Annotated in this window: 26 protein-coding genes and 1 riboswitch; of the genes, 8 read left to right on the forward strand and 18 right to left on the reverse strand. The window is 32.7% G+C overall.

All coding sequences use genetic code 11. From position 1 onward, the window contains the following. Position 1: 1 nt before the first annotated feature. The 9 genes from LG295_RS09400 to LG295_RS09440 all read right to left on the reverse strand — a co-directional run bounded on the left by LG295_RS09400 (position 2) and on the right by LG295_RS09440 (position 8971). Positions 2-805, reverse strand: coding sequence for an ABC transporter permease (locus LG295_RS09400; protein ID WP_318832975.1), 804 nt, complete (start codon positions 803-805; stop codon positions 2-4). Further along, complete coding sequence (locus LG295_RS09405; protein ID WP_107529738.1) at positions 798-1892, reverse strand: ABC transporter ATP-binding protein; 1095 nt, start codon at positions 1890-1892, stop codon at positions 798-800. Before LG295_RS09405 ends, LG295_RS09400 begins: the two co-directional genes overlap by 8 nt. Before the next feature lie 12 nt (positions 1893-1904). Further along, positions 1905-2444 carry a helix-turn-helix domain-containing protein gene (locus tag LG295_RS09410; RefSeq protein ID WP_107529739.1) on the reverse strand — a complete coding sequence of 180 codons (540 nt, stop codon included), beginning with the start codon at positions 2442-2444 and terminating at the stop codon, positions 1905-1907. A gap of 168 nt (positions 2445-2612) precedes the next feature. Further along, a complete protein-coding gene (locus LG295_RS09415) occupies positions 2613-2885 on the reverse strand; it encodes a UPF0223 family protein (RefSeq protein WP_318832976.1) in 273 nt (90 codons plus the stop codon). A 260-nt stretch (positions 2886-3145) separates the two neighbouring features. Then, positions 3146-4552 carry a dihydrolipoyl dehydrogenase gene (gene lpdA, locus LG295_RS09420; protein ID WP_107529741.1) on the reverse strand — a complete coding sequence of 469 codons (1407 nt, stop codon included), beginning with the start codon at positions 4550-4552 and terminating at the stop codon, positions 3146-3148. Positions 4553-4555: 3 nt separating this feature from the next. Next, positions 4556-5851 (reverse strand): dihydrolipoamide acetyltransferase family protein, encoded by a 1296-nt coding sequence (locus LG295_RS09425; protein ID WP_107529742.1) that lies wholly within the window; start codon positions 5849-5851, stop codon positions 4556-4558. Positions 5852-5984: 133 nt separating this feature from the next. Then, on the reverse strand, positions 5985-6962 hold the full coding sequence (locus LG295_RS09430) for an alpha-ketoacid dehydrogenase subunit beta (protein WP_017724146.1): 978 nt from the start codon (positions 6960-6962) through the stop codon (positions 5985-5987). Between the two features lie 3 nt (positions 6963-6965). Continuing rightward, a complete protein-coding gene (pdhA, locus tag LG295_RS09435) occupies positions 6966-8078 on the reverse strand; it encodes a pyruvate dehydrogenase (acetyl-transferring) E1 component subunit alpha (protein WP_107529743.1) in 1113 nt (370 codons plus the stop codon). Between the two features lie 266 nt (positions 8079-8344). Further along, a complete protein-coding gene (locus LG295_RS09440; RefSeq protein WP_326000302.1) occupies positions 8345-8971 on the reverse strand; it encodes a YkyA family protein in 627 nt (208 codons plus the stop codon). Between the two features lie 123 nt (positions 8972-9094). On the opposite strand from LG295_RS09440, the gene def reads away from it, so the two are divergent. After that, entirely contained in the window at positions 9095-9646 is a 552-nt protein-coding gene (gene def / locus LG295_RS09445) for a peptide deformylase (RefSeq protein WP_107558469.1), read from the forward strand. Between the two features lie 61 nt (positions 9647-9707). On the opposite strand, the gene LG295_RS09450 is transcribed toward def, so the two are convergent. Next, positions 9708-9980 carry a hypothetical protein gene (locus LG295_RS09450; protein ID WP_107529746.1) on the reverse strand — a complete coding sequence of 91 codons (273 nt, stop codon included), beginning with the start codon at positions 9978-9980 and terminating at the stop codon, positions 9708-9710. A gap of 502 nt (positions 9981-10482) precedes the next feature. On the opposite strand from LG295_RS09450, the gene LG295_RS09455 reads away from it, so the two are divergent. Together LG295_RS09455 and rnjA are read left to right on the forward strand one after the other, a co-directional pair. Beyond that, on the forward strand, positions 10483-10698 hold the full coding sequence (locus LG295_RS09455) for a DNA-dependent RNA polymerase subunit epsilon (protein ID WP_017724141.1): 216 nt from the start codon (positions 10483-10485) through the stop codon (positions 10696-10698). Next, positions 10698-12566: a ribonuclease J1 gene (gene rnjA / locus LG295_RS09460; protein WP_107558467.1), complete on the forward strand. Its 1869-nt coding sequence runs from the start codon at positions 10698-10700 to the stop codon at positions 12564-12566. Before LG295_RS09455 ends, rnjA begins: the two co-directional genes overlap by 1 nt. 305 nt (positions 12567-12871) lie before the next feature. Here rnjA and LG295_RS09465 read toward each other — a convergent pair whose 3' ends face one another. From LG295_RS09465 to LG295_RS09475, 3 genes are all read right to left on the reverse strand, one after another. Beyond that, the gene (locus tag LG295_RS09465) at positions 12872-13531 is read right to left on the reverse strand and encodes a TrkA family potassium uptake protein (protein ID WP_017724139.1); all 660 of its coding nucleotides are present in this window, start codon (positions 13529-13531) and stop codon (positions 12872-12874) included. Between the two features lie 98 nt (positions 13532-13629). Then, complete coding sequence (locus LG295_RS09470; protein ID WP_107529748.1) at positions 13630-14646, reverse strand: cytochrome d ubiquinol oxidase subunit II; 1017 nt, start codon at positions 14644-14646, stop codon at positions 13630-13632. Continuing rightward, positions 14643-15998 carry a cytochrome ubiquinol oxidase subunit I gene (locus LG295_RS09475; RefSeq protein WP_107529749.1) on the reverse strand — a complete coding sequence of 452 codons (1356 nt, stop codon included), beginning with the start codon at positions 15996-15998 and terminating at the stop codon, positions 14643-14645. The genes LG295_RS09470 and LG295_RS09475 overlap by 4 nt, the downstream gene beginning before the upstream one ends. A 198-nt stretch (positions 15999-16196) precedes the next feature. Between LG295_RS09475 and LG295_RS09480 the strand changes: the two genes are divergently transcribed. Continuing rightward, positions 16197-16427, forward strand: a complete 231-nt coding sequence (locus LG295_RS09480; RefSeq protein ID WP_107529750.1) for a glutaredoxin domain-containing protein — start codon at positions 16197-16199, stop codon at positions 16425-16427. 204 nt (positions 16428-16631) lie between these two features. On the opposite strand, the gene ptsP is transcribed toward LG295_RS09480, so the two are convergent. From ptsP to auxA, 5 genes are all read right to left on the reverse strand, one after another. Further along, positions 16632-18347 (reverse strand): phosphoenolpyruvate--protein phosphotransferase, encoded by a 1716-nt coding sequence (gene ptsP / locus LG295_RS09485; RefSeq protein ID WP_107529751.1) that lies wholly within the window; start codon positions 18345-18347, stop codon positions 16632-16634. Positions 18348-18349: 2 nt separating this feature from the next. Next, positions 18350-18616: a phosphocarrier protein HPr gene (locus tag LG295_RS09490; protein ID WP_017724134.1), complete on the reverse strand. Its 267-nt coding sequence runs from the start codon at positions 18614-18616 to the stop codon at positions 18350-18352. A 164-nt stretch (positions 18617-18780) separates the two neighbouring features. Continuing rightward, a complete protein-coding gene (locus LG295_RS09495; RefSeq protein WP_107529752.1) occupies positions 18781-19323 on the reverse strand; it encodes a DUF697 domain-containing protein in 543 nt (180 codons plus the stop codon). A 59-nt stretch (positions 19324-19382) separates the two neighbouring features. Beyond that, complete coding sequence (locus LG295_RS09500; protein WP_122064406.1) at positions 19383-20552, reverse strand: class I SAM-dependent rRNA methyltransferase; 1170 nt, start codon at positions 20550-20552, stop codon at positions 19383-19385. A gap of 313 nt (positions 20553-20865) precedes the next feature. Continuing rightward, positions 20866-22167, reverse strand: a complete 1302-nt coding sequence (auxA, locus tag LG295_RS09505) for a lipoteichoic acid stability factor AuxA (protein WP_107529754.1) — start codon at positions 22165-22167, stop codon at positions 20866-20868. A gap of 240 nt (positions 22168-22407) precedes the next feature. On the opposite strand from auxA, the gene graF reads away from it, so the two are divergent. The 4 genes from graF (at position 22408) to LG295_RS09525 (ending at position 25884) form a co-directional block, all read left to right on the forward strand. Next, entirely contained in the window at positions 22408-22542 is a 135-nt protein-coding gene (graF, locus tag LG295_RS09510) for a glycopeptide resistance-associated protein GraF (RefSeq protein WP_017724130.1), read from the forward strand. Positions 22543-22906: 364 nt separating this feature from the next. Next, positions 22907-23008: riboswitch (TPP riboswitch) on the forward strand. Between the two features lie 79 nt (positions 23009-23087). After that, positions 23088-23663 carry an ECF transporter S component gene (locus LG295_RS09515; RefSeq protein ID WP_325998957.1) on the forward strand — a complete coding sequence of 192 codons (576 nt, stop codon included), beginning with the start codon at positions 23088-23090 and terminating at the stop codon, positions 23661-23663. 12 nt (positions 23664-23675) lie between these two features. Further along, positions 23676-25085: an ABC transporter ATP-binding protein gene (locus tag LG295_RS09520; protein WP_318832979.1), complete on the forward strand. Its 1410-nt coding sequence runs from the start codon at positions 23676-23678 to the stop codon at positions 25083-25085. After that, positions 25078-25884, forward strand: coding sequence for an energy-coupling factor transporter transmembrane protein EcfT (locus LG295_RS09525; protein ID WP_107529757.1), 807 nt, complete (start codon positions 25078-25080; stop codon positions 25882-25884). Before LG295_RS09520 ends, LG295_RS09525 begins: the two co-directional genes overlap by 8 nt. The last annotated feature ends 30 nt before the right edge of the window (positions 25885-25914 follow it).

Raw genomic sequence — 25914 nt, forward strand, 5'->3', positions numbered from 1 at the left:
TTCACCCTCTTCCATTCGAAGATTTAGTATTAGTAATAATCAAGACTAGCGCCATAAATATAATAAGGCATAGCGCAATCGTTGAACCCATCCCATAATTTTGAATTACAAGAAATTGCTCTTCAATCGCAGTTCCTATATTAATTACTTTATTTCCTGCAATTAATCTCGTTATCATAAACAATGATAATGCAGGAATGAACGTTACTTGAATACCTGTTAATACGCCTTGCTTAGTCAATGGAAGTATTACTTTTCTAAAAGTAGTAAACGGACTTGCACCTAAATCACTAGATGCCTGTAATATATTATTAGGAATGTCTTTCATACTATTAAAAATAGGTAAAATCATAAATGGAATATAAATATAACTTGCTACAATTAAAAATGCAGGAACAGTAAACAATAAATCCATTTCAGGTAAATGTAATAATCTTAACATTTGATTGATAATACCATCATGACTCAATAACCCAATAAATGCATAGGTCTTCAGTAGTAAATTAATCCATGTAGGTATGATTAATATCAGTAACCACAAATTTTGGAATTTTGAGGACCTAATAAAATAAGCTGCTGGATAACTGACTACCAATGTAATGAGTGTGATAACAGCTGCAAAAACTACTGAATCCCAAATCATACGAAAATATTTCCATGTCAGAATTTGCTTATAATTGTCAAAACTGAAATGTCTGTGTAAATCAAATAAGGAGAAGTACACAAGCAAAAGTACTGGAACTATAATAAATAGTATCATCCATAACACATAAGGAATGAACAAGAATTTGTTTATTTTACGCATGGTTATGCTCCTCATAACTTTCGATACGTTGATCAAATTCTGCTTCAGTTTCACCTGGCACCATAATATGAATCGCTTCAGGATCAAAATACAAGCCAACTTTACTTCCTATTTCTGCTTTTTTAGTAGAATGAATCATCCATTCATAGCCTTTTCTGTCTATACAATTAATTTCATAGTGAACGCCTCTAAATAACATCGAATCAACAGTGACCTCAAATAAACCTTCTGCAGCTGCTATCAAAGTAATATCTTCTGGTCTAATTACAACCTCAACCTTTTTCTGAGAATCTATGCCCATATCAACACAGACAAAATCTTGACCATAAATGTTAACTAAATAGTCATCAATCATTGTACCTTCAACGATATTAGATTCTCCTATAAAGTCTGCCACAAAGCGATTGACTGGTTCATCATAAATATCAGTTGGTGTGCCGAATTGTTGAATTTTACCATCTTTCATAACAAAGATATAATCACTAAGTGCCAAGGCTTCCTCTTGGTCATGAGTTACAAAAATAAACGTTATTCCTAATCTGGATTGTATCTCTCTTAACTCATATTGCATTTGTGTACGTAACTTTAAATCCAGCGCAGACAGTGACTCGTCTAATAAGAGTATTTCAGGCTCATTAACTATAGCTCGTGCAATTGCTATGCGTTGTTTTTGACCGCCACTCATACCATCAATTGTGCGTGCCTCATAACCTGTTAATTTTACAAGCTGTAAAGCTTCTTGAACTTTCCTTTTAATTTCAGACTTACTCATTTTTTTAAGTTTTAATCCAAAAGCTATATTGTCATAAACATTAAGGTGTGGAAATAAGGCATAATCCTGAAAGACTGTATTTACTTTACGTTTATTTGCCGGTGTTTCGTTTATTTTCTTGTTTTGATAAATAATCTCTCCATTATCTGCAGTTTCAAAGCCAGCAATAAGTTTTAATATGGTAGTTTTACCACAACCCGATGGTCCAAGTAGTGTATAAAAATGACCTGACTCTATATCAATATCAATCTTGTCTAAAATCTGTAAATCATCATAACTTTTACTTACAGATTTGAAAGATAATAAAGGTTCCATGTATATATCCTCCTATAAATAAGAAGCAGTAGCGACTATCATCACTTGAGCTTCTTCTGATGTTGGGTTTATTAATCTATGTAGCTGATTAGCTTTAAAATAAAGGGCATCTCCTTCTACAGCATGGTGATCATCATCACCTAATTTCAAAGTAATTTGCCCCTTTAAACAATAGATAAAAGTATCTGATTCTGAAGGTTCAAAGTTTTTATATGAGGCATTTCCTTTCAACGTTAGTAATAATGGTTCCATTTCAAATTCGTTAGACTGTGTAACCGGCCAATTTAATATATATCCTTTATCATATTCATCATAAGTGACTTGTGATGCCTTTTTATATAACACTTTTTCTGTTCGTGGTTCTTTGAAAAAATCACTAGGCGTCGTGCCCAATACTTCTAATATGTTCAAAAAGGTTTCCATACTTGGCGATGCATGTTGACTTTCTATTTGTGATATATAACCTTTTGATAAGTCAGTACGTTCTGCTAATTCTTCTTGTGTTAAATGTTTTATGATACGTAAATTCTTAATGTTTTTACCTATATCCATTAATTTCACCTTTTCAAAAAATTATAGTGAAAAATTTTAATTTTCATCATAACTATCATTTATGGCCTTAAAAAAATTAAAAAGCCATATTCTGTTTACTCTTATCAAACATTTTGTTTAATGCTTAATAAAAATATCAGAATATAGCTATTATGACAATAGTTATTTTTATTTTGCTGAAAAATATCTTTGTTCTGGTGAACTTTGCACTGCTTTAACTACTTGATAACTGTTATAACCACTACTATTTTCAAATTCTTTAAAGATCTGTTTCTCTTCAGCTTTGCCAGGTACAATTTCTTTAAATTGCTTATAGCGATCTAGTACGCGTTGTCCTTCAACTTTAGATTCATAATAAGCTTCAACAGCATTGAAAAATGACACGACTTGCATCATCTCATCATTTGTCCAATTTAAATCTATTGGATATTGATATTCCATTGTTCTTTACCTCCCATTCAACTGATCTATCTTCATTATATTTTAAACTAATACTTTGTATCACCTAAATGATATATACAGAAAAAATCCGAGACATCTATTTATGTCCCGGACTCAATTGTGATATTGGCAATACGTGATTACGATGAGCATAACTTAATTTAAGCTATGCTCAATCACAAACGTTTTTACCAGAGCGTGATAACAAATACTTGTTATGTCACATTCTTTTTTTAACTTTAGTATGAAATTCTAAGAAATTACATTGTATGGATAGGTAATCCTAATGCTTTTTCAGCAGCTTCCATAGACATTTCACCTAATGTTGGGTGAGCATGGATAGTTAAAGATAAGTCTTCAGCATTCATACCTGCTTCAATTGCTAAACCTAATTCAGAAATAATATCTGAAGCACCAGTACCAACTACTTGAGCACCTACTAATGTATTATCTTCTTTAAGTGTTAACAATTTAACAAATCCAGTTGTATCATCTAATGATAAAGCACGACCATTAGCTGCATAAGGGAATTTAGAAGCTGTAACTGCTAAACCTTCTTCTTTAGCTTGAGCTTCAGTGTAACCTACAGTAGCAAGTTCTGGTTCAGTGAAACATACAGCAGGCATACCAATGTAGTCTACTTCAGATGCTTCACCAGCGATTACTTCAGCAGCAACTTTAGCTTCATAGCTAGCTTTATGCGCAAGTGGTAAACCAGGAACGATATCACCAATTGCAAAAATGTTTTCAGCTGAAGTACGGCTTTGTTTGTCTACTTCTAATAATCCACGATCTGCAAATTTAAGGCCTAACTCTTCTAAGCCTAATTCGTCAGTGTTAGGACGACGTCCTACAGTAACTAATACGTAATCAGCATCGATTGTTTGTTCTTCGCCTTTTACTTCATAAGTTATTTTAACACCGTTTTCAGTTTCTTCAGCAGATTTAGCCATCGCTTCAGTTACAATTTCAACGCCTTTTTCTTTCATACCTTTTTTAACAGGTTGCGTCATTTGTTTTTCGAAACCGCCTAAGATGTCTTTTGCACCTTCTAATATAGTAACTTCTGACCCAAAGTTAGCAAAAGCAGTTCCTAATTCTGAACCAATATAGCCGCCACCAACGACAACTAATTTACCAGGAACTTCTTGTAAATTTAGAGCGCCAGTAGAATCGATTACGCGGTTACCAAATTTAAAGTTAGGGATTTCAATTGGTCTAGAACCAGTTGCAATAATCGCGTTTTTGAAGTTATAAGTTTGAGCACTTTTATCATCCATAACACGTAGGCTATTGTTATCAACAAAGTAAGCTTCACCTTTTACGATTTCAACTTTATTACCTTTTAATAATCCTTCAACACCACCAGTTAATTTCTTAACAACTGATTGTTTGAATTCTTGAACTTTATCAAATTTTAGTGAAACACTTTCAGCGATTACACCTAAATTTTCAGAGTTCTTAGTTTCGTCATAACGATGCGAAGCGTGTAATAACGCTTTTGAAGGAATACATCCTACGTTTAGACATACACCACCAAGTTCGCCTTTTTCTACGATTGTTACTTTTTGACCTAATTGTGCTGCACGAATTGCCGCAACATAACCACCAGGTCCTGCTCCGATTACAATAGTATCTGTTTCAATTGGGAAATCTCCAACTACCATGTTTTACCCCTCCATTAATAATAATTCTGGATTATTTAATAAACGTTTAATATGATTCATAGCATTTTGTCCAGTAGCACCATCAATTTGTCTGTGGTCAAAGCTTAATGATAATGATAATACTGGAGCTGCAACAATTTCGCCATCTTTAACGATAGGTTTTTGTGCAATGCGTCCGATACCTAAGATTGCAACTTCTGGGTTGTTGATAACTGGTGTAAACCATTGTCCACCAGCTGAACCGATGTTACTGATTGTACAAGTAGCACCTTTCATTTCATCAGCTGCTAATTTACCGTCACGAGCTTTAACAGCTAGTTCGTTAATTTCATCTGAAATTGCAAACATAGATTTGCGATCAGCATTTTTAACTACTGGTACTAATAAACCTCTATCTGTATCAGCTGCGATACCAATATTCCAGTAATGTTTGTGCACGATTTCGCCAGCTTCTTCGTTGAATTCTGTGTTAAGTGCTGGATATTTTTTAAGTGCAGAAACAAGTGCTTTTACAACGTAAGGTAAGAATGTTAATTTTGTACCTTGCTCAGCTGCAACTTCTTTGAATTTTTTACGGTGGTCCCATAATTCTTGAACATCAATTTCATCCATTAATGTTACGTGTGGTGCAGTATGTTTTGAGTTAACCATTGCTTTAGCAATTGCCTTACGCATTGCAGGTATTTTTTCAGTAGTTTCTGGGTATTCACCTTCAGTCGAAACTGCTGCTGGTTGTGAAGCGCTTGTGCTAGTTGTTTCTTCGCTAGCTGCTGCACTTTCATTAGAAGCAGTTGATTGACCGCCATTTAAGTAAGCGTCAACGTCTTCTTTAGTAGTACGTCCGTTTTTGCCTGAACCTGTAACAGCTTTAATATTAACGCCTTTTTCACGTGCATATTTACGAACTGAAGGCATCGCTTTAACACGTTTGCTTTCATCTACTTCTTCATCATTTGAAGATTGTGAAGTTGCTTCTGGTGTACTTTCTTCTGCTGGCGCCTCTGTTTCTTCACTAGCAGCTTCGTCACTTTCGCTACCTTTAAATTGCATGTCTTCTGCATCTGGTGCATCGATTTTAACAATTGTATCACCAACAACTGCTACAGTACCTTCGTCTACTAAAACTTCTTCAACAGTACCTGAAACAGGCGATGGAATTTCTACAACTGATTTGTCGTTTTGTACTTCAGCTAATACATCATCTTCTTCAATTGTATCTCCAGCTTTAACAAACCATTTTACAATTTCACCTTCGTGGATACCTTCACCAATGTCGGGTAATTTAAATTCAAATGCCACGTTATTATCCTCCTAAAAATTCATATTAAGTCAAAAATTAGAAAACAGGTTTATATATACTACTCATACCTTCTTTGTTGTATATATAAACTTGAATGGAGTATCGTATACGCTACTCCATTCAATGAGTATATTAAAATTCTAATGTTTCTTTTGCTTTTTCAATGATATCGTTTTTGTTTGGTAACCAAACATTTTCAGCTTGTGTAAACGGATAGACAGTGTCAGCCGCTGCAACTCTTGCAATAGGAGCTTCTAATGATAGAATTGAACGCTCAGCTAATTCAGATGCAACTGTTGCACCAACCCCAGCTTGACGTTGAGCTTCTTGAACTACTACCGCACGACCAGTTTTTTCAACTGAAGCGACAAGTGTTTCAATATCAATTGGTTGAACAGTACGTAAATCAATTACTTCTACTGAGTAACCTTCTTTTTCTAATTCTTCTGCTGCTTTTAATGACTCTTGTACCATTGCACCGTATGCAATCAGTGTGATGTCATTACCTTCTTGTTTAACGCTAGCTTTTCCGATTTCAATTGTGTACTCTTCTTCAGGTACTTCGTCACGGAAAGAACGATATAATTTCATGTGCTCTAAATATACAACTGGGTCATTACTTCTAATTGCAGAAATTAATAATCCTTTAGCGTCGTATGGATTTGAAGGGATTACCACGTGTAAACCAGGTGATTGAGCTAAAATACCTTCTAAGTTATCAGCGTGTAATTCTGGTGTATGCACACCACCACCAAATGGTGCACGAATTGTAACTGGAGCTTGTTTAGAGTTACCAGAACGGAAACGCGTACGCGCAATTTGTCCTGCTACAGAGTCGAATACTTCAAATACAAATCCTAAGAATTGTATTTCCATAACTGGACGGTATCCTTGTGTAGTTAACCCTAGAGCTAAACCACCAATACCAGATTCCGCTAAAGGTGTATCGAACACACGATCTTCTCCGAATTCTTTTTGTAAACCTTCAGTTACACGGAAAACACCACCGTTAACACCGACGTCTTCACCGAAAAGTAAGACATTTTCATCATTTTGTAATTCGGTTTTAAGCGCATTATTAATCGCTTGAACCATTGTCATTTGTGCCATCGGTTACTTCGACTCCTTCTCTTTATAAATTTCATATTGCTCAGCTAAATTTTGAGGCATTTCATCGTACATATTTTCCATCAAGTCAACAACTGTTTGTTTTTCAGTGTTGTCTGCTTCTTTAATCGCAGCTTTGATTTCAGATTTAGCACGTTCAATAACTTCGTTTTCTTTTTCTTCAGTCCATAAGCCTTTATTTTCAAGGAATTTTCTGAAGCGTACTAATGGATCCTTTTTCTCCCATTCAGAATCTTCATCAGATGTTCTGTATTTAGTTGGATCGTCACCAGCCATTGTATGAGGACCATAACGATATGTCATTGTTTCAATTAAAGTTGGACCTTCACCATTTACAGCACGGTCACGCGCTTCTTTAGTTGCTTGATATACTGCTAATGCATCCATACCATCAACTTGGATACCAGGAATACCAACTGAGATTGCTTTTTGAGCTAATGTTGTAGCTGCTGTTTGTTTACTACGTGGTGTAGAAATCGCATAGTTGTTATTTTGAATAACGAAAATTGCAGGTGCTTTATAAGCAGAAGCAAAGTTAATACCTTCATAGAAATCACCTTGTGACGAACCACCATCACCAGTGTAAGTGATTGCTACTGCTTGTTTACCACGTTTTTTAATACCTAATGCAACACCAGCTGTTTGAACATACTGTGCACCGATAATAATTTGTGGACTTAGAGCGTTAACTCCTTCAGGCATTCTATTTCCTTTAAAGTGACCTCTTGAGAATAAGAAAGCTTCTGTTAAAGGTAAACCTTGCCAGATTAATTGTGGTACATCACGATAACCTGGTAAAATAAAGTCTTCTTGCTCTAAAGCATATTGTGAAGCTAATTGTGAAGCTTCTTGTCCTGCTGTTGGAGCATAGAAACCTAGTCTCCCTTGTCTATTTAATGAAATAGAACGTTGGTCAAGGATACGTGTCCATACCATTCTTTCCATTAATTCAACTAATTGCTCGTCTGACAATTCTGGTAATAAATCTTCATTAACAACATTGCCATCTTCATTCAAAATTTGAATCATTTCAAATTTAGATTCAGTATCATTCAATACCTTCTCTGCATCGAATTGGGCTTTTAATTTCTGAGCCATTCAATTCACCAAACCTTTCCCGTATAGTAGAAATTCATTTTATCCTATCACATTGTACCACAAAACTGTTACACTGTTAAACAATTTGAAAAAGTTCTGTAATACTCAAAATGAATACAGTTTTTCGAACTGTACTAATGAAAATTATAACACTGTACTACTAAAATTCTGTGGCTATTTCTAAAATCTTCCATTTAAATGTAAGCGTACCCAATGATTATGCTAAAATCAATCAACACAAATTTCAAATGTATTGCATTCAATTTTTAACCAAGACTATCAACATCTTCTTTTTCTTGATTAACTTTGTTCATTGCATTTGAATATTTTTTAAACGCTTTATTCATATCTTTATATGATTTTGATACTGCTTCTGACTTTTTATCAATTTCAGATTGATCCACTTGATCACCTGAAGTGTACTTGAACATATCTTTTTCTTTAGTCAAAATATTTTTATAAGCTTTAGAATAATTGTCGTGCGCTTTGTACTTATCTTTAAGTGCATTATTCAATTCTTCAACTTCTTTTTTCTTTTGTTTATCACTTATGTTGTCGACATGCTCTTGTGCTTTTTTAAATTCTTTTTCAGAGTCATTAAGCGCTTTTTCTTCTTTTTTAAACTCTTTTTCTCTTTCTTCGACGTTATCCACTACTTTTTTTGAAGTTTCTTTAACTTCTTGCTGATCTTTTCCGTTTATTTCTTTTACTAATTTTTGTTTTTCTTGCTCAAGGCTATTTAACTTTTTACCCACTGATGACACAGGTTTCTCTTCATCAAATGCTTTTTGTACTTTTTCATTGTAGTCTTTAATTTCACCTTTATCAGTTGTACAACCTGCGACTAACATTGTAGAAGCAATTACTGCACCGATGCCATATTTTAATTTCATTTTGAGAAATCCTCCTTTATTTGTATGATATATTATATAATATTTTATGATAAATCAAATCTATTACTGTATTTTTCCTATTAAGTTTTGGTATATTTTATATTAAGGAAGGTGTATGAATAAATGTTAACAATGAAAGATATTATCCGTGATGGACATCCAACACTTCGACAAAAAGCACAAGACGTGCCGTTACCGATTTCTGATGAAAATCGCAATATATTGAAATCAATGAGAGAGTTTTTAATTAATAGTCAAGATGAGGAAACTGCTAATAAATATGGACTGCGTTCAGGCGTTGGACTAGCAGCCCCTCAAATCAATGTTTCTAAAAAAATGATAGCTGTATACTTACCAGATGATGGTAATGGTAAAAGCTATGACCTTATGTTAGTTAATCCAAAAGTAATAAGTCATAGTATTCAAGAAGCTTATTTACCTACTGGCGAGGGCTGCTTAAGCGTAGACGAAAATATTCCCGGACTTGTCCATCGTAAAAATAGAATTACAGTAAAAGCGACTGATATTGATGGTAAAGAAGTTAAATTACGTTTAAAAGGCTACCCAGCGATTGTGGTTCAACATGAAATAGACCATATCAATGGTGTTATGTTCTATGATCACATTGATCCAAACAATCCACTTCAACCACACGATGATGCAGTAGAAGTCTAACTTAATCAAGGTTAAAAAATACCGTTAGCAATTTGATAATTTCAAGTTGCTAACGGTATTTTTACATAAAGTCATCTCTACGTTCATGATAAGGAATTTCTAATTCTTTTAATTCTGATTTCAATACATTTAACTCCTGAATGTCTATAAATTCTGGATCATGATTATGTTTTACATAAATTTGATTTCCATTTACATTATCAATAATTTCATTATAATTAAAAAACATGATTACTTGTTCAGCACGCACCTCAAAAGTTACATCTTGAAATATTTTATCAGTTCGTTTTTTTTCAACTTTTACATCTTCCACAATTCTCTTTACTTGATCCATTTCTATCACCCTCAACATCACTTTCACTACGATAATCTACTGATTTTGCAATGATAATAATTTTTCCTTCTCATATTATCTTATAATAACTTTCATTTCTTACTCAAGCTTAAACTTATTTTTTTCAAATTTTCTGAAAAAACAAGAAGTTAATTTTACATTCTTTATAAAATATAAGCATAATTGTTCGTATTAATGGCACGCAACAAGATAAAACTGCTTTATTTATTCTACTACATCATGTAAAATGAGAAATAACTGAAAACATACAAGTAATTATATTTGTGTTTTTCTAATCGAACGAAATGAAGAAAATCGCCCTAGCAGCATACTGGGATTACTAGTATGTTCTATTTATATAATGGTAGTGTAAACATCACGTTTCTGAAAATAATGATGATATATTATAATCCTCATCATTTTCATCCCACTTATAACACTAGGGTTTTACAATAAAATAAAAAGAAAATCAATAGATGATTTTTAGGAGGAAAATAATAAAATGGCAGTATTTAAAGTATTTTATCAACATAACAGTGAAGAAGTAATCGTACGTGAAAACACACAAACGATTTATGTTGAAGGACAAACAGAAGAACAAGTTAGAAGATATCTAAAAAACCGTAATTTTAATATTGAATTTATAACTAAACTAGAGGGCGCACATTTAGAGTATGAAAAACAATCAGATCATTTCAACGTGGAGCAAGCTGAATAATGAAACAAATTCATAAAAATGAAGTTGCGGTTTATGCACTTGGTGGCTTAGGTGAAATTGGTAAAAACACGTATGCCGTTGAGTATCAAGATGAAATCGTTATTATCGATGCTGGGATTAAATTTCCTGATGACAATTTATTAGGTATCGATTACGTTATTCCTGATATTACTTACCTAGAGCAGAATCAAGATAAAATCGTTGGGTTGTTTATTACTCATGGACACGAAGACCATATAGGTGGTGTGCCCTACCTATTAAAGAAAATTAATGTTCCTATTTATGGTGGACCATTAGCTCTAGGCCTAATTAGAAATAAATTAGAAGAACATCACTTGTTAAGGACTACGGAACTTATTGAAATTGAAGAAAGTAGTGTAATTAAATCAAAACACTTTGAAGTTTCATTCTATTTAACTACACACAGTATTCCAGAATCATATGGTGTCATTGTAAATACACCTGAAGGTAATATTGTGCATACAGGAGATTTCAAATTTGATTTAACTCCAGTTGGTGAGCCCGCTAATATAGCTAAAATGGCTAGACTTGGTGAAGAAGGCGTTCTGTGCTTACTCTCTGATTCAACCAACTCGCTAGTACCTGACTTCACATTAAGTGAACGCGAAGTCGGTCAAAACGTCGAAAAAATATTCAGAAATTGTAATGGCAGAATTATATTTGCTACATTTGCTTCTAATATTTACCGTGTGCAACAAGCGGTAGAAGCTGCAATCAAGCATAATCGTAAGATTGTAACTTTTGGTCGTTCGATGGAAAATAATATCAAAATTGGTATGGAATTAGGTTATATCAAAGCACCACCAGAAACATTTGTTGAACCTAATAAAATCAATACAGTTCCTAAACATGAACTCTTGATTTTATGTACTGGTTCACAAGGTGAACCAATGGCTGCACTTTCAAGAATCGCTAATGGTACACACAAACAAATTAAAATAATTCCAGAAGATACGGTTGTCTTTAGTTCATCACCTATCCCAGGTAATACGAAGAGTATCAACCGTACGATTAACTCACTATATCGTGCTGGAGCAGAAGTTATTCATAATAAAGTATCAAATATTCATACTTCTGGACATGGTTCAAAAGGCGATCAACAATTGATGTTACGTTTATTACGTCCTAAGTTCTTCTTACCAATCCATGGTGAATACCGTATGCTGAAAGCACACGGTCAATCCGGAATTGAATGTGGTGTTGAACCCGATAATGTCTTTATATTTGATATAGGTGATGTATTAGCTTTAACACGAGATACAGCGCGTAAAGCTGGTAGAATTCCTTCAGGAAACGTACTTGTCGATGGTAGTGGCATTGGAGATATTGGTAATGTAGTTATTCGCGATAGAAAACTATTGTCTGAAGAAGGCTTAGTAATCGTCGTAGTAAGTATAGACTTTAATACGAACACACTGTTATCAGGTCCAGACCTTATTTCAAGAGGTTTCGTATATATGCGAGAATCAGGACAACTCATTTATGATGCGCAACGTAGAATCAAAACAGATGTAATTGGTAAATTAAATCAAAATCCAGAGATTCAATGGCATCAAATTAAATCATCAATTATCGAAACGTTGCAACCTTATCTATTTGAGAAAACTGCACGTAAACCAATGATATTACCAGTTATTATGAAAGTTAATGAAGATGATAATCAATCATTTTCTAAAAAGCCTAATAATAATCAGCCTAAACCTAAGAAAAACAACACGAAGGCACCCGCTAAATCTAAAAAACCAACAGATAAGCATAATAAAAAAGTTAATAATAAAAAACCGAAACAAAATATTAATAAGAAGCAATCAACAGATTCATCAGATACGCCATCAAACAAAGAATAATGCGTCGTTGTACAAAATGTTGATTTGCGATAACAAACCTAATCAGAATTAAAAGTAAATTAATAGCTATTCGTTTAGTAAAAGCTAATAAAAAGATGAAGTTGAGACTTTAAATGACGTCCCTACTTCATCTTTTTTTATTGAATTTTAAACGACCACTTCTTAAGCAACTATTAAAAAATGCGCTTAAAAGTAGCTATCCTATATGTGGCTACTTTTAAGCGCATTTTCTATTATTAACTTATAAGAAATATACAATTATTATAACTGTTCATAAAGTACTAACTTAAATAATCTAATAATGATTATCTTACTACTTTTTTCTCGAAACGATTTAAATCGTTATCGTGTCCTATCATTATTAAAATATCACCAATCTCTATACTTAAATTAGGATCTGGAGATACTAAGATTTCTCTACCACGTTTAATAGCAATAATACTAATACCAAATTGTGCACGAATATCCAACTGTATAATTGTTTGCCCTGCCATTTTCTCACTTGCTTTGATTTCAACGATGGAATGTTCATCTGCCAGTTCTAAATAATCTAACACACTTGCACTAGCAACATTATGCGCAATTCTTCTACCCATATCTCTTTCTGGGTGTACAACGGTATCAGCGCCGATTTTATTTAAAATTTTGGCATGATAATCGTTTTGTGCTTTTGCCGTTACTTTCTTCACACCTAACTCTTTTAAAATTAAAGTCGTTAGGGTACTAGATTGAATATTCTCTCCAATTGCAACAATAACATGATCAAAATTTCTGATGCCTAAACTTTTCATTACAGCTTCATCCGTTGTATCTGCAACAACAGCGTGTGTTGCAATATCACTGTATTCGTTTACTCGGGCTTCATTCATATCTATTGCCATAACATCCATGTCTAATGCATTTAATTCTCTTACTATACTGCCACCGAATCGACCTAGGCCAATCACCACATATTCTTTATCCATATGCGTCCTCCAATTTAAAAATTGTGGCATATTAATCGAAACCTTTACTTTGAGAAGTATTGCTTTCAATTAATATAACCACATTTGAAAATATTAAGTTATTTTTTGCCTTCCACATATTTTTTATCGAAGACAAATAATCTTAATAATAATATTAACGATGGAATGAGTAAAAGTAAACCTAAAATAAACACAATAATTAAGGCTATTGCCATGCTACTATTTACGACGCCTTCATCTATGCGAATGTACGGATACAATATATACGGCAATTTACTTGCGCCATAACCAAAGAATGCAAAGCCCATTTGTAAAATTACTAACGTAAAAGCATAACCATGCCCTTTTTTCATAAGTGTTAATACCATTGCACCAACAAAACATATAAAGCTTAATAGGAACATCCACCAATAATTTGTTACTGCATTCAAGAAGTGCCCTTCATTTTGTAAACGCAATGACAAGAATACAAATAATGATACAGCAATCATAGGAGCTCCCCAAATTAAGAACCAATATCTCAATAAATTGTATGCTGGCTTATCTTTTGCTTTAGAAGCGTAAAATGTAAGAAAACCTGACGAGATATAAAGTACTGAAATAATCGCTAAAAATACTACCGACCAAGAATATGGACTAAGCAATAGTTCTAACCAATTTAAATCTAAATGATTCTCTGTGCCAGTAATATATCCGCCTTCAGATATTGTTAACGTTGTAGCTAGCGCAGCCGGAATCAATAATCCAGCAATGCCGTACATCGCTAACCATGGTAACTTAGTATCTGGGCCATAGTTTTCAAACGCATAAAAGCCACCTCTAATTGAAAGTAAAATTAACGCGATTGACGCTGGCAATAATAACACTGTGCCAAAATACTTGGCTGTATCAGGGAAGAATCCAACCATTCCTACGAAGAAAAATACAAAGAACACATTTGTTACTTCCCATACTGGATTAAGATAACGAGCGATTAAATGATTAATTTTCTTATCTTGCTTCGTAATTTTTGCATGTAGTGTAAAAAAGCCTGCACCAAAATCAATTGAGGCGATAATGATGTAACAGAATAAGAAAATCCAAAGCACTGAAATACCAATGTAAGCAAATATCATTCTGCTTCACCTCTTTCTGAAGCTAATGCTTCAACGTCTTTATATGCTGGTTTATGTCTAAACATACGAATCAATACATAAGCAGAAGTAACCATAAGTACGATATAAAGTAAACCAAATAATATCGTCACGAGTGTAAGGCCACCTGCTTGTGTTGCCGCATCAGCTACTTTTAGATAGCCACGAACCAACCATGGTTGACGACCTTGTTCTGTTAAGAACCACCCAAACTCAATTGCCAACATTGCCGCTGGTCCAGTCAATAAAGCACCATATAACATCGGTTTAGAATGTGTGAATTTCCGTAATTTTTTAAACACAAGCGTCAACACGTATGCGCCTGATACTATAAGGCAAAATACACCCATAGAAACCATTAAGTCAAAATAATAATGTACAATCATAGGTGGATGTAATTCCTCAGGGAAATCATTTAAACCTTTTACTTCTGTATTTGTATTATTATCTGCTAAGAAGCTTAAAATACCAGGAATTTTAATTGCACCTGAAACTTCTTGTGTTTTTTCATCTAACGAGCCAAATAATATTAAATCTGCATTCGATTCTGTATCAAAATGCCATTCATATGCTGCTAGCTTTTCTGGTTGCTCTTGATGTAAGAATTTTGCTGACAAGTCTCCAGCCAGCATTGATCCCAAGGTAAATACTACACCTAAAATCATAGTTAATTTAAGTGCTTTCTTATGATACTCAGTATCTTTTTTAAATTTATTTTTTAACAATTTAAATGCTGCAATAGCAGCTAATACAAATGCCATCGTCATTAATGCAGTGGCTACAACGTGAAATGAACGTATTAAAAATGAATCATTAAACATTGCTGCTAGTGGCTCTACATTTACCATTTTTCCATTTTGCATTTCAAATCCAGCAGGTGTATTCATAAATGAGTTAACTGCTGTGATAAAGAATGCGGAAAATGACCCACCTAATATAACTGGAATGCTTATAAGAAAATGTGTCCACTTCCCTTTAAAACGATCCCAAGTATATAAGTAAATACTCAAGAAAATTGCTTCAAAGAAGAAAGCAAAAGTTTCCATAAATAACGGTAATGCTATAACATGACCACCCATTTGCATAAAGGTTGGCCAAAGTAACGACAATTGTAAACCAATTATAGTACCGGTTACAACGCCAACTGCCACTGTAATGGTATATCCTTTGGACCATCTTTTAGCCATAGCTGTATATGATGGATCATTTTTCTTAATCCCTAAAAATTCAGCAACAGCAAACATGACCGGTACACCTACTCCGATTGTTGCAAAAATTATATGAACTGCGAGTGTCATCGCAGTTAGAAAGCGTGCTAATTCAACTGAATCCATAATATCACCTTTTTTATTTATTTGTGACAAAAATCACAACGTCCATTCATTATAAACTGCTTTACATTTTTTTGAAATAAATTGCGCTCAAAATAAAGTGACAAATTAATGACCAATAGCATGTAATTTTTAAACTTGAAATATTTATTAAAGTTTTTTATATTTAAGTAAATTACGATGGAGAAAGGACATAGTACTATGACTGAAATTATTATTTACACCCAAAACGATTGCCCACCTTGTACATTTATCAAGAATTACTTATCAGATAAAGCAATTGACTATATTGAAAAAAATATTAGCAATTCAAAATTTAGAAACGAAATGATGGATTATGATGCATTTGCTACACCATTTATCTTAATAGATAGCGAACCAATGTATCAAATTGATATGGATAAAATCAATCAACGTTTGAATTTAAATTAGTTACCCTTCGCCATCCCATTAACTTATATATCAAACCTAACTCAGAAAGTTGCATTTTACAATAATTGTGTATTAAAAGATTTGAATAATCAAAAAAACTGTTCACAAAGTTATTTAACTCTGTGAACAGTTTTTTTAAATGTAGCGAAGCATTAAAGTAATTCAACACTTATATGCATTCGCTTACAAAATTATTCAAAAATTTTATTTCGCGTATTGTTCAACCAATTCTTGTACTTCTTCTGAAGTCGCACAATTAATTGCTCTATTCGCTAGTTCTTCCATTTCATTTTGACTTAAACCTTTGATTTGTCGACGCGCTTTCAATATAGATGTTGCACTCATTGAAAACTCATCTAAACCTAGGCCTAGTAGCAATGGAATAGCAGTTTCGTCTCCAGCCATTTCTCCGCACATACCAGTCCATTTACCTTCATTATGTGAAGCTTCAATCACTTGTTTTACTAAACGTAAAATTGAAGGATTGTATGGTTGATACAAGTAAGAAACACGTTCAGACATACGATCAGCAGCCATTGTATATTGAATCAAGTCATTTGTACCAATGCTAAAGAAATCAACTTCTTTAGCAAATACATCTGCTAAAGCAGCAGTAGATGGTATCTCTACCATAATACCTAATTCAATATCATCAGATACTTCAATGCCTTCGTTAGTTAAATTTTCTTTTTCTTCTAATAACAATGCTTTTGCATCGCGGAACTCTTTGATTGTGGCAACCATTGGGAACATGATATTTAATTTTCCGTAGGTAGATGCACGTAATAATGCTCTTAATTGCGGTCTGAAAATATCTGGTTGATCTAAGCATAAACGAATTGCACGATATCCTAAGAATGGATTCATTTCTTCAGGTAAATTTAAATACGGTAACTCTTTGTCGCCACCGATATCTAAAGTACGTACAACAACACGCTTATCTTCCATTGTTTCCAATACTTTTTTATAAGCCTCAAATTGTTCATCTTCAGTTGGCATTTCATCTCTACCCATATATAAGAACTCAGTACGGTATAATCCAATACCTTCTGCGCCATTTTCGATAACACCTTTTAAGTCATCTGGTGTACCTATATTAGCAGCAAGCTCTACATGCGTTCCATCAGCTGTTGTTGATGGTTCATCACGTAATTGTTGCAACGCTTGCTTATCTTCAAAGAAACGCTCACGTTTATTTTGATACGCTATAACTTCATCTTCAGTTGGGTCAATAATTACTTCACCAGTTAAACCATCAACGATAATCATATCGCCTTGTTTTACTTCTTTAGTAATTGACTTAGTACCCACGACTGCAGCAATTTCTAATGAACGACTCATAATTGCAGAATGTGATGTTCTACCACCAATATTTGTAACAAATCCTTGTACAAATTCTTTGTTTAACTGAGCAGTATCTGAAGGTGTTAAATCATTTCCGATTATAACAACGCTTTCATCAATCATACTAGGATTTGGTAATTCTACACCTAAGATATGTGCTAACACACGTTTTGAAACGTCTCTAATATCAGCAGCACGCTCTTTCATGTATTCATTATCCATTGATTCGAATATTGTGATAAATTGTCCAGTTACATCAGATAATGCAGTTGGTGCGTTAACTTGTTCGTTTTTAATTTTTTCTTCAATCGGTTGAATTAATTCAGGATCATCTAAAACTAATAAATGTGCATCAAAAATCGCTGCCTTATCGGCACCTAAATTCTCTTCTGCATTATTCCTAATCTTAGTTAATTCAACTTTAGATGTTTCGATAGCATGGTTAAACTTTGCAATTTCAGCGTCGACATCTGTTACCTTTTCACTATCAAATGAAAGGTCAGGTTCAACTAATAAATATGCTTTAGCAATAGCTACACCATCAGATGCAGCTATGCCATTAATATAATTAGACATAATTATTTAGTTAATCCTTCTTTAGATAAGATATCTGTTATTGCTTCAATTGCGTCAGTTTCATCGCTACCATCAGCGTAGATAGTGATTTCAGCATCTTTACCTACACCTAAACTCATAACACCCATGATTGATTTCAAGTTAACTTTTTTACCGTTATATTCTAATTGAATATCTGAGTCGAATTTTGAAGCAGTTTGAACAAGCATTGTCGCTGGACGAGCGTGGATACCTGTTTCGTCAATAATTACATATGATTTTTGTTCCATAATATGATATCTCCTTCGTATAGTTAGAATCGTTAGTTTATTATAAAACCTTGCATAGTTTTATATAATAACATTACCAAATTATACATATAAATTCAATTCGTTGCACCCATGATATGACAATATTCAACGAATTTTAATCATTTTGTGAAAACGCTATAGTTTTAAACAAGTGTTTTTACAACTTTTTCACATTTTTGAATATGTTCTTCCCCTATTTTCTTCATGAAGTAATAGCTTATTGAAGCTGAAATTGCTTGACCAAGAATAGGGAACCATTTAGTTTGTTTTGCCGCTACTCGTTTGGCAACATCTCGGATAACCACTTTCAATATCGCATTGGATACTTTTTTACCTATAAATTGACTTCCTTGAATTGCCGCCGCTGCAAAAACACGTTCTTTCATATCATCTCCCATATTATTAACCTGTTTATGGTCAAGACCATATATCTTGTTAACATCTTCAATAATATCTCTCATAAGCTTAATATCTACACCAAAGTCTAAACCTGGAATTGGCACAACACTTACACTTGAAGATAAAACTGATTTTTTTCTAACAAGTGCTTGTGCCCTTTCACGACGTTCCTCAATCTCAATATTTGTTGTAGGTATATTATTTTTTTGTTTAATATCCTCAATTTTCAGTACTTTATTGCCTACTTTATTTGTAAATTTATTTGTTATTTTATTTTTAAAGCTCATCTCGTTCACTCCTTAAGTAAATTCATTCACATTAAAAATAATACCCTTTTTTCAAAGTTTTACTTTATTTTTACAAAAATAGCTTTTAGATATTTAGATGGTTTGTAATGAGGATGTGTTTTAAAGTCTTTAGGCAAGCCCATTACATCAACAATTTCATAATCTACATTTTCAGCTTTTAATGTTGTATTCACTACATTTTTAAATGCTTTTAATGAAAATGCACTATTATTTGTACACAATAGTAGTGTACCATCTGGTCCAAGTATATCGAGTGCACCTAAAATTAATTTATCGTAATCTTTTTGTACAGAAAACGTTTTTTTCTTATTTCTAGAAAAACTTGGTGGATCTATGACAATCGTGTCATAAAATAAATCATGACGACGTGCATAATTATAAAAATCAAATGTATCCATTACATAAATATATTGAGATTTAGGATCAATACTATTTAATCCAAAATTTTCTTCTGTTAAAGGACGAGAACGGTTTGCTAAGTCTACACTTGTCGTCATTTCAGCCTTTTCTGCTGCAACTACTGAAAATGCACCTGTATAACTAAAAACATTTAACACTTCTTTATCTTCTGCGTATTGATCTTTTAATTTTTTACGTACTTCTTTCTGATCTAAAAAGATGCCAGTCATTGGCCCATCATCTAAGTGAACATTGTAGAAAGTATAGTTTTCTTCAATTACTATTGGGAATTCTGGTGCATCACCATCAACAAAGCCACCTTTAATTTCTGCATCTTTGAAACGCATTTTCTCGTATATTGAAGTATAAGGAAATACAGCTTTTAAGGCTGATAGTACATTATAACGGAATTTATAAATCCCTTTTGAATACCATTGAATTAAGAAATGGCCATCATAGTTGTCTATTGTCAGACCTCCAACGCCATCGCCTTCACCATTAAACACTCTAAAAGCGTTTGTTCCATCGATATTATAAAAATACGTTCTTTCAGATTTTGCTGTTTCAAATAATCTCTCAAAAAATTGCGTGTTAATCACTTCATTTTTATCGTAACTTAAAACCCAGCCAATTCCTTTATGTTGCTTACCGACATATGCAGTAGCAATATATTGTTCCTGGTTATTAACTAAATAAAATAAATCTCCTTCTTTTAAATGATCGTGTGAGTAAATATCATCTTCGTCTATCAGTGGATATTCATTTAAGTATTTTGTTTCTTTACCTCTATTTAATGTGGCAGTTTTCATAAAATTATGTCAGCCTTTCTGCTTTTTATATTTATAATTTTTCTTCGCTTACTCATTCTATCATCTCAACCTTATCGTAACATCAATTATCTTTAAATCACTACATTATTATGAGTAAAAATTAAAGGCCGAGACAACAAATATTTGTCTCAGCCTTTAAAAAATAATATTGGTAAAACCTGACTAACATAGAAAGTGCGCTTATCATAAACTTTATGCTTTGATAGTCAACTTTAACGGAGCCAGTCGATATAACCTTATTTATTCATTAAGATCTAATCCTACGCTTTATCCGCTTCAATATTTTAGTCAATTAATATTTACTTGGTTCACGCAATTTCATTACAAAGGCTACAACAATAGCAATTAACATAATTAGTAATATTGGCGTTATGAAAATTGATAGTAATAAGCCATGTACCATAATATTCATGAATTCAGTAAGTAATTTGAAGAATAATAGACTAACCATAAATAATTGTAAATAGTAAAATCTATCTTTTAAGAAATTCGTTAATGTTGTTAATATATAAATAATGATAATAAACATTAAGATTAGCAATGTTATCCATTCAATTACATATTGCGTTTGAGAAATCTCCCAATTGCCAGAAACGAACAATGAATTTCGATTGTTAAATTCAATTAAAGTGAAAAATAATAGCACTGCGCCACAAAATAATTCTACATACGCTGATTTTACCCATTTTGGTATTTTCATCCAATTAGGAATATCATCCTCTTGGATGTCTATTTTATCTTTCCACTTTGTAATGAATTTATCTTTTTTATCTCTTACTTTTTGAATATCTACACTTCTGCGTGTTTTTCTAGTAAATTCTGTTGTTTTATCTTGTAAGTTTTTCCAAGTTTCTTTCGTTTGATTCGTTACTGTGCCTTTACTTGTTCTTGATAATTCTGGTTCTTCTTCACCAAGTTCTTGCTTAGTTAACGGAAGAGATCTTCTTAAGAATAAGAAGTTCCAAATTGACATTTGACCTAATAACCACATAATTATGAAAAATGTGTTCACACTTAAAATATCAATCGGTATAATTTCATCACTATCAATTCTCCCATATAGCACAATTTGCGTAATTAAATAACTAAAACCATAACTGAAAATAATCCAAAGATAATGGTATTTTCTATGATCTGTATTTAACTCATCTTTATAAACGATGTAACCAATGTGAATTGCAAACGGTATTACGAAAATAATAGCAAAGAAGCTATAAACTTGAGTCATTAAAATTAACGTGATAATAAAGAACAATATACCAACAACTAAAAAGAATATTGAAATATCATAGTCGTATCTTGTTGTTCTAAATAGAGTAAAACCAAGCAAAACAACACCAATACCAAATAAAATGATTATAATGGCACTAAATACCGGGAAGTTCCCAATATAATTGCTTATCACCCTAATTATTTCACCAAAAAATGCGTTTATAAAATCCCATACATTATGAATATGTAGATCAATTTTCCCCTTGTTATTTAATTTATCAATTAAAGGTAAATTGATTAAAATGATGAGACCTGTGAAAAGCGAAACGATGCCTATAATATAACTATATAATATCTCAGCGTGTTTCTTCAAAAAAGACATACCATTCACCTCAAAAGTTATTATATATTAACATTTAGTTCTTGTCTTTAACAATTTAATAAATACGTCCATAGTATGATATAAATCGATGTATAGTCAACTTTCCACTTATACCATTCAATTAAACAATAAATTGATTATAACTAAGACTAAAATCTAAATCACCAGTTTTGTTTGATTTTTTTATGTTGTGGTATATATTTTATAGAAGTCATATAATTTAAAAGGAGTGTTTAATCTATGAGCAAAGAAGAATTAAACAAAAAAGCCGCAGAACAAGCAAAAGAAGCAGAAGATAAATTAAAAGATAAGAAGGAAACTGCTGAAGATAGTACAGAAGAAACCAAAAAGAATGTACAAGATTCATTAGACTAAATGTTTCAATAATATAGGTATCACATGCTTTAAAATATAAATGTAAATCCGACAAGTGAGACTGGTTCATAATAAATGAACCAGTCTCATCTTTAGTGTAATTTTTTATTACCCTTACATTGGATAGGTATTATATGTGTGAAAACAATATCTTTAGAAATACACCATATACATTGTGAAGTCATGCAATTGGATACAAATAAAATAGCTTACCTCCTTTTGTATGAACAATTTTTAGTTTGATTAAGGCGAAATAATTATTAACCTATATGGAAGTAAAGTACATATGTAATATATTAAATTTAAGGGGCAGTCTTGACATTATCCCTTAAAAGTCATACATTATAGTTAAATTTAAATTAATCATTCGCACTAGGGGTGTTTTGTGACTGAGATGAGGTATACCCTCAAACCCTTTGAACCTGATCTAGATGAAACTAGCGTAGGAAAGTGTACTAATCACCTATTTTCAGGTATTTGTATGCCTATATGTTAACGCGCAACTTTCTAGAAGGTTGTGCGTTTTTATATTAGGAGGATTTATTATGTCAAAAGGATTAAAGCTTTCAGAGATTCTAGTAACTGTGCTCATTGCTGTTGTTTTTGCAATCATTTACAACATTTGGAATTTTGTATATAAAGCGTTACAAGTTACAGGGTTACATTTTGAAGAATTAACATATGGTGCTTGGTTCATGGCTGCTATCGTCGCATACCTTATTATCCCTAAAGCTGGTATTGCAATATTAGCCGAATTTGCTGCTGGTGCCGGAGAAACTATTGTCATGGGTCGTTTTGATATTGCAACTATGGTCTATGCCTTATTACAAGGTTTAGCATGTGAAATTATATTTGCTATTTTCAGATATAAATCTCGTTCAGCAATGGTCGCAATGCTCGCTGGTCTCTTAGCTTCTATTTCAACATTGCCTTTAGACTTTGCTTATGGTTATTTAGGTGAAGTTGCCGGTTGGAATCTAGCGTTATATATCGGCTTTAGACTTATAAGCGGAATCGTCGTTGCCGGCCTAATATCCTACTATATAGTAAAAGCATTGGATCAAACGGGTGTAACCAAATTGTTCAGACCTGCCACAGAAAGTGACTATGATAATTTATAAGGAGCAATCACGTTGATAGCTACAAAAAATTTACGATTAAAATATCCAAACGGTAAGAAAAAGATATTTGATCATTTAACACTCCAAATCAAAGAAAACGAAAAAGTACTATTATTAGGACCATCAGGTTCTGGCAAAAGCACTTTATTAAATGTATTAAGTGGTATTGTACCAAATCTTATTGATTTACCTATCAAATATGATGAATTGATTATCGATAATTCCAGTAGTGTTATCTTTCAAGATCCGGATAGTCAATTTTGTATGCCTAAAGTTGACGAAGAATTAGCATTTGTTTTAGAAAATCAACAAATCCCTCGTCACGAAATGGATGAACGTATAGATCATGCATTAAAAGCCGTCGATTTAAAAGTGGATAAAAATCAATACATTAATCAGCTAAGTGGCGGTATGAAACAGAAATTAGCAATTGCAGAAACGATATTACAACAGTCGAAAACCTTGTTTTTAGATGAACCTACTGCAATGTTGGATGTTGAATCGACTGCAGAACTATGGGGTAAAATTAAATCCCTATGGCAAGATAAAACAGTGGTCATTGTCGAACATAAAGTAAATCATATATGGCAACATATGGATCGTGTCATCTTATTAAATTATGAAGGGGACATTATTGCTGATAACACGCCCCATGAAATTTTGAATGAACATGAAGATTTGTTAACAGAGTATGGTGTTTGGCACCCTAATGCATGGCAATATGCCCCACCAACTATGCATTTCAATAGCAGCTGCTCAAACTTAGACCTTGAATTTGATCATGTAACCATAAAACGTGGTAAACGTAATCTTATTAATATCCCTCAATTAAATGTAGGTACTGGAGAATGGATTACAATTACAGGCGCAAATGGCTCTGGAAAAACATCATTACTCGAATCAATGATGCAATTAATTAAATATGAAGGACGTATGTTATTGAATAATCGTTCTTTCAATAAAATTAAAGTAGCTGCTAAATATATGTATTTAGTTTATCAAAATCCAGAATTACAATTCATTACCTCTTCCGTTTATGATGAAATTCATATTCAATATAAAAATAAATTTAATTCTAAACAAGAAGCTGCTACTCAGACTGAATCAATGTTGAAAACACTTAATTTGCTATCCGTAAAATCTCAACATCCTTATGAACTTTCAATCGGTCAAAAGAGACGCTTAAGTGTTGCAATTGCACTAAGTTCATCATCTGAATTCATATTACTTGATGAACCTACATTTGGTCTCGATAGCCATAATACATTTAATTTAATAAAATTATTTCAACAACGTGTAGCTAGTGGTCAAACTATTATTATGGTGACACATGATTCAGAAATCATATCTCGTTATCCAACACGAAGACTCCATTTATCACAACATGCCATAGAAGAAATGGCTGGTGATTATTATGTTTGATCTTTGGAAGAAACATTATACTTTTGTAGATAATGTAAATATAATTACTAAATTAGCAATCGCTGTCATTTTATTTTTCTTTGTTATACTTGTTCATCAGTTTGATTTCATGCTCTACATTACATGTTTAATGCTGCTATTTTTATTAGCTTTTAATGGTTTGCAATTAAAAATTACCTTAACTTTTGTTATTTTAACGATGCTATTCAGTCTCATATCTGCGTTGTTTATGATTTTTTATGGCGATGGTACGCACACACTATTCCAATTCGGCTTTGTCCATATTACTTCAGAGAGTTTATATCGTGGCTTACATTTAGCCATGCGTACGACTACCATTTCATTTTTCGGGATTTTAATTGCTTTCACTTCTCAGATTGTTTTAGTATTTTACAGTCTAATGCAGCACTTAAAAGTAAAGCCTAAAGTTGCTTATGCATTCATGGCAGCAATTCGTATGGTTCCTTTGATGTTCATTTCATTAATACAACTTAGAAAATCATTAAAAATGCGTTATCAGTTAATTAACGCACAAAATTACCGTGGCTTTAAAAAATTAAAGCACTTATTAATTCCTTTATTAAGCCAAAACATTCGTAAAGCACATCAGCTTTCTGTAGCAATGGAAAAAAATGGATTTAAAGATGGTCCAAGAACGTACTATTATTATGCACCATTCTCGTATAAAGATTTTCTATTAATTTTAGTAATGGGTATCATTTTATTAAGTGCTTATTTATTAGCTCAATACATTCCTATTACCGGTATTGAAGATATACGTGTAACAAATATTTATTAAAAAGGTTAACCGACTTTTTAAGTAGACATA

Origin of the sequence: Staphylococcus pseudoxylosus (genome assembly GCF_044794325.1) — a bacterium.
GTDB lineage: Bacteria > Bacillota > Bacilli > Staphylococcales > Staphylococcaceae > Staphylococcus > Staphylococcus pseudoxylosus.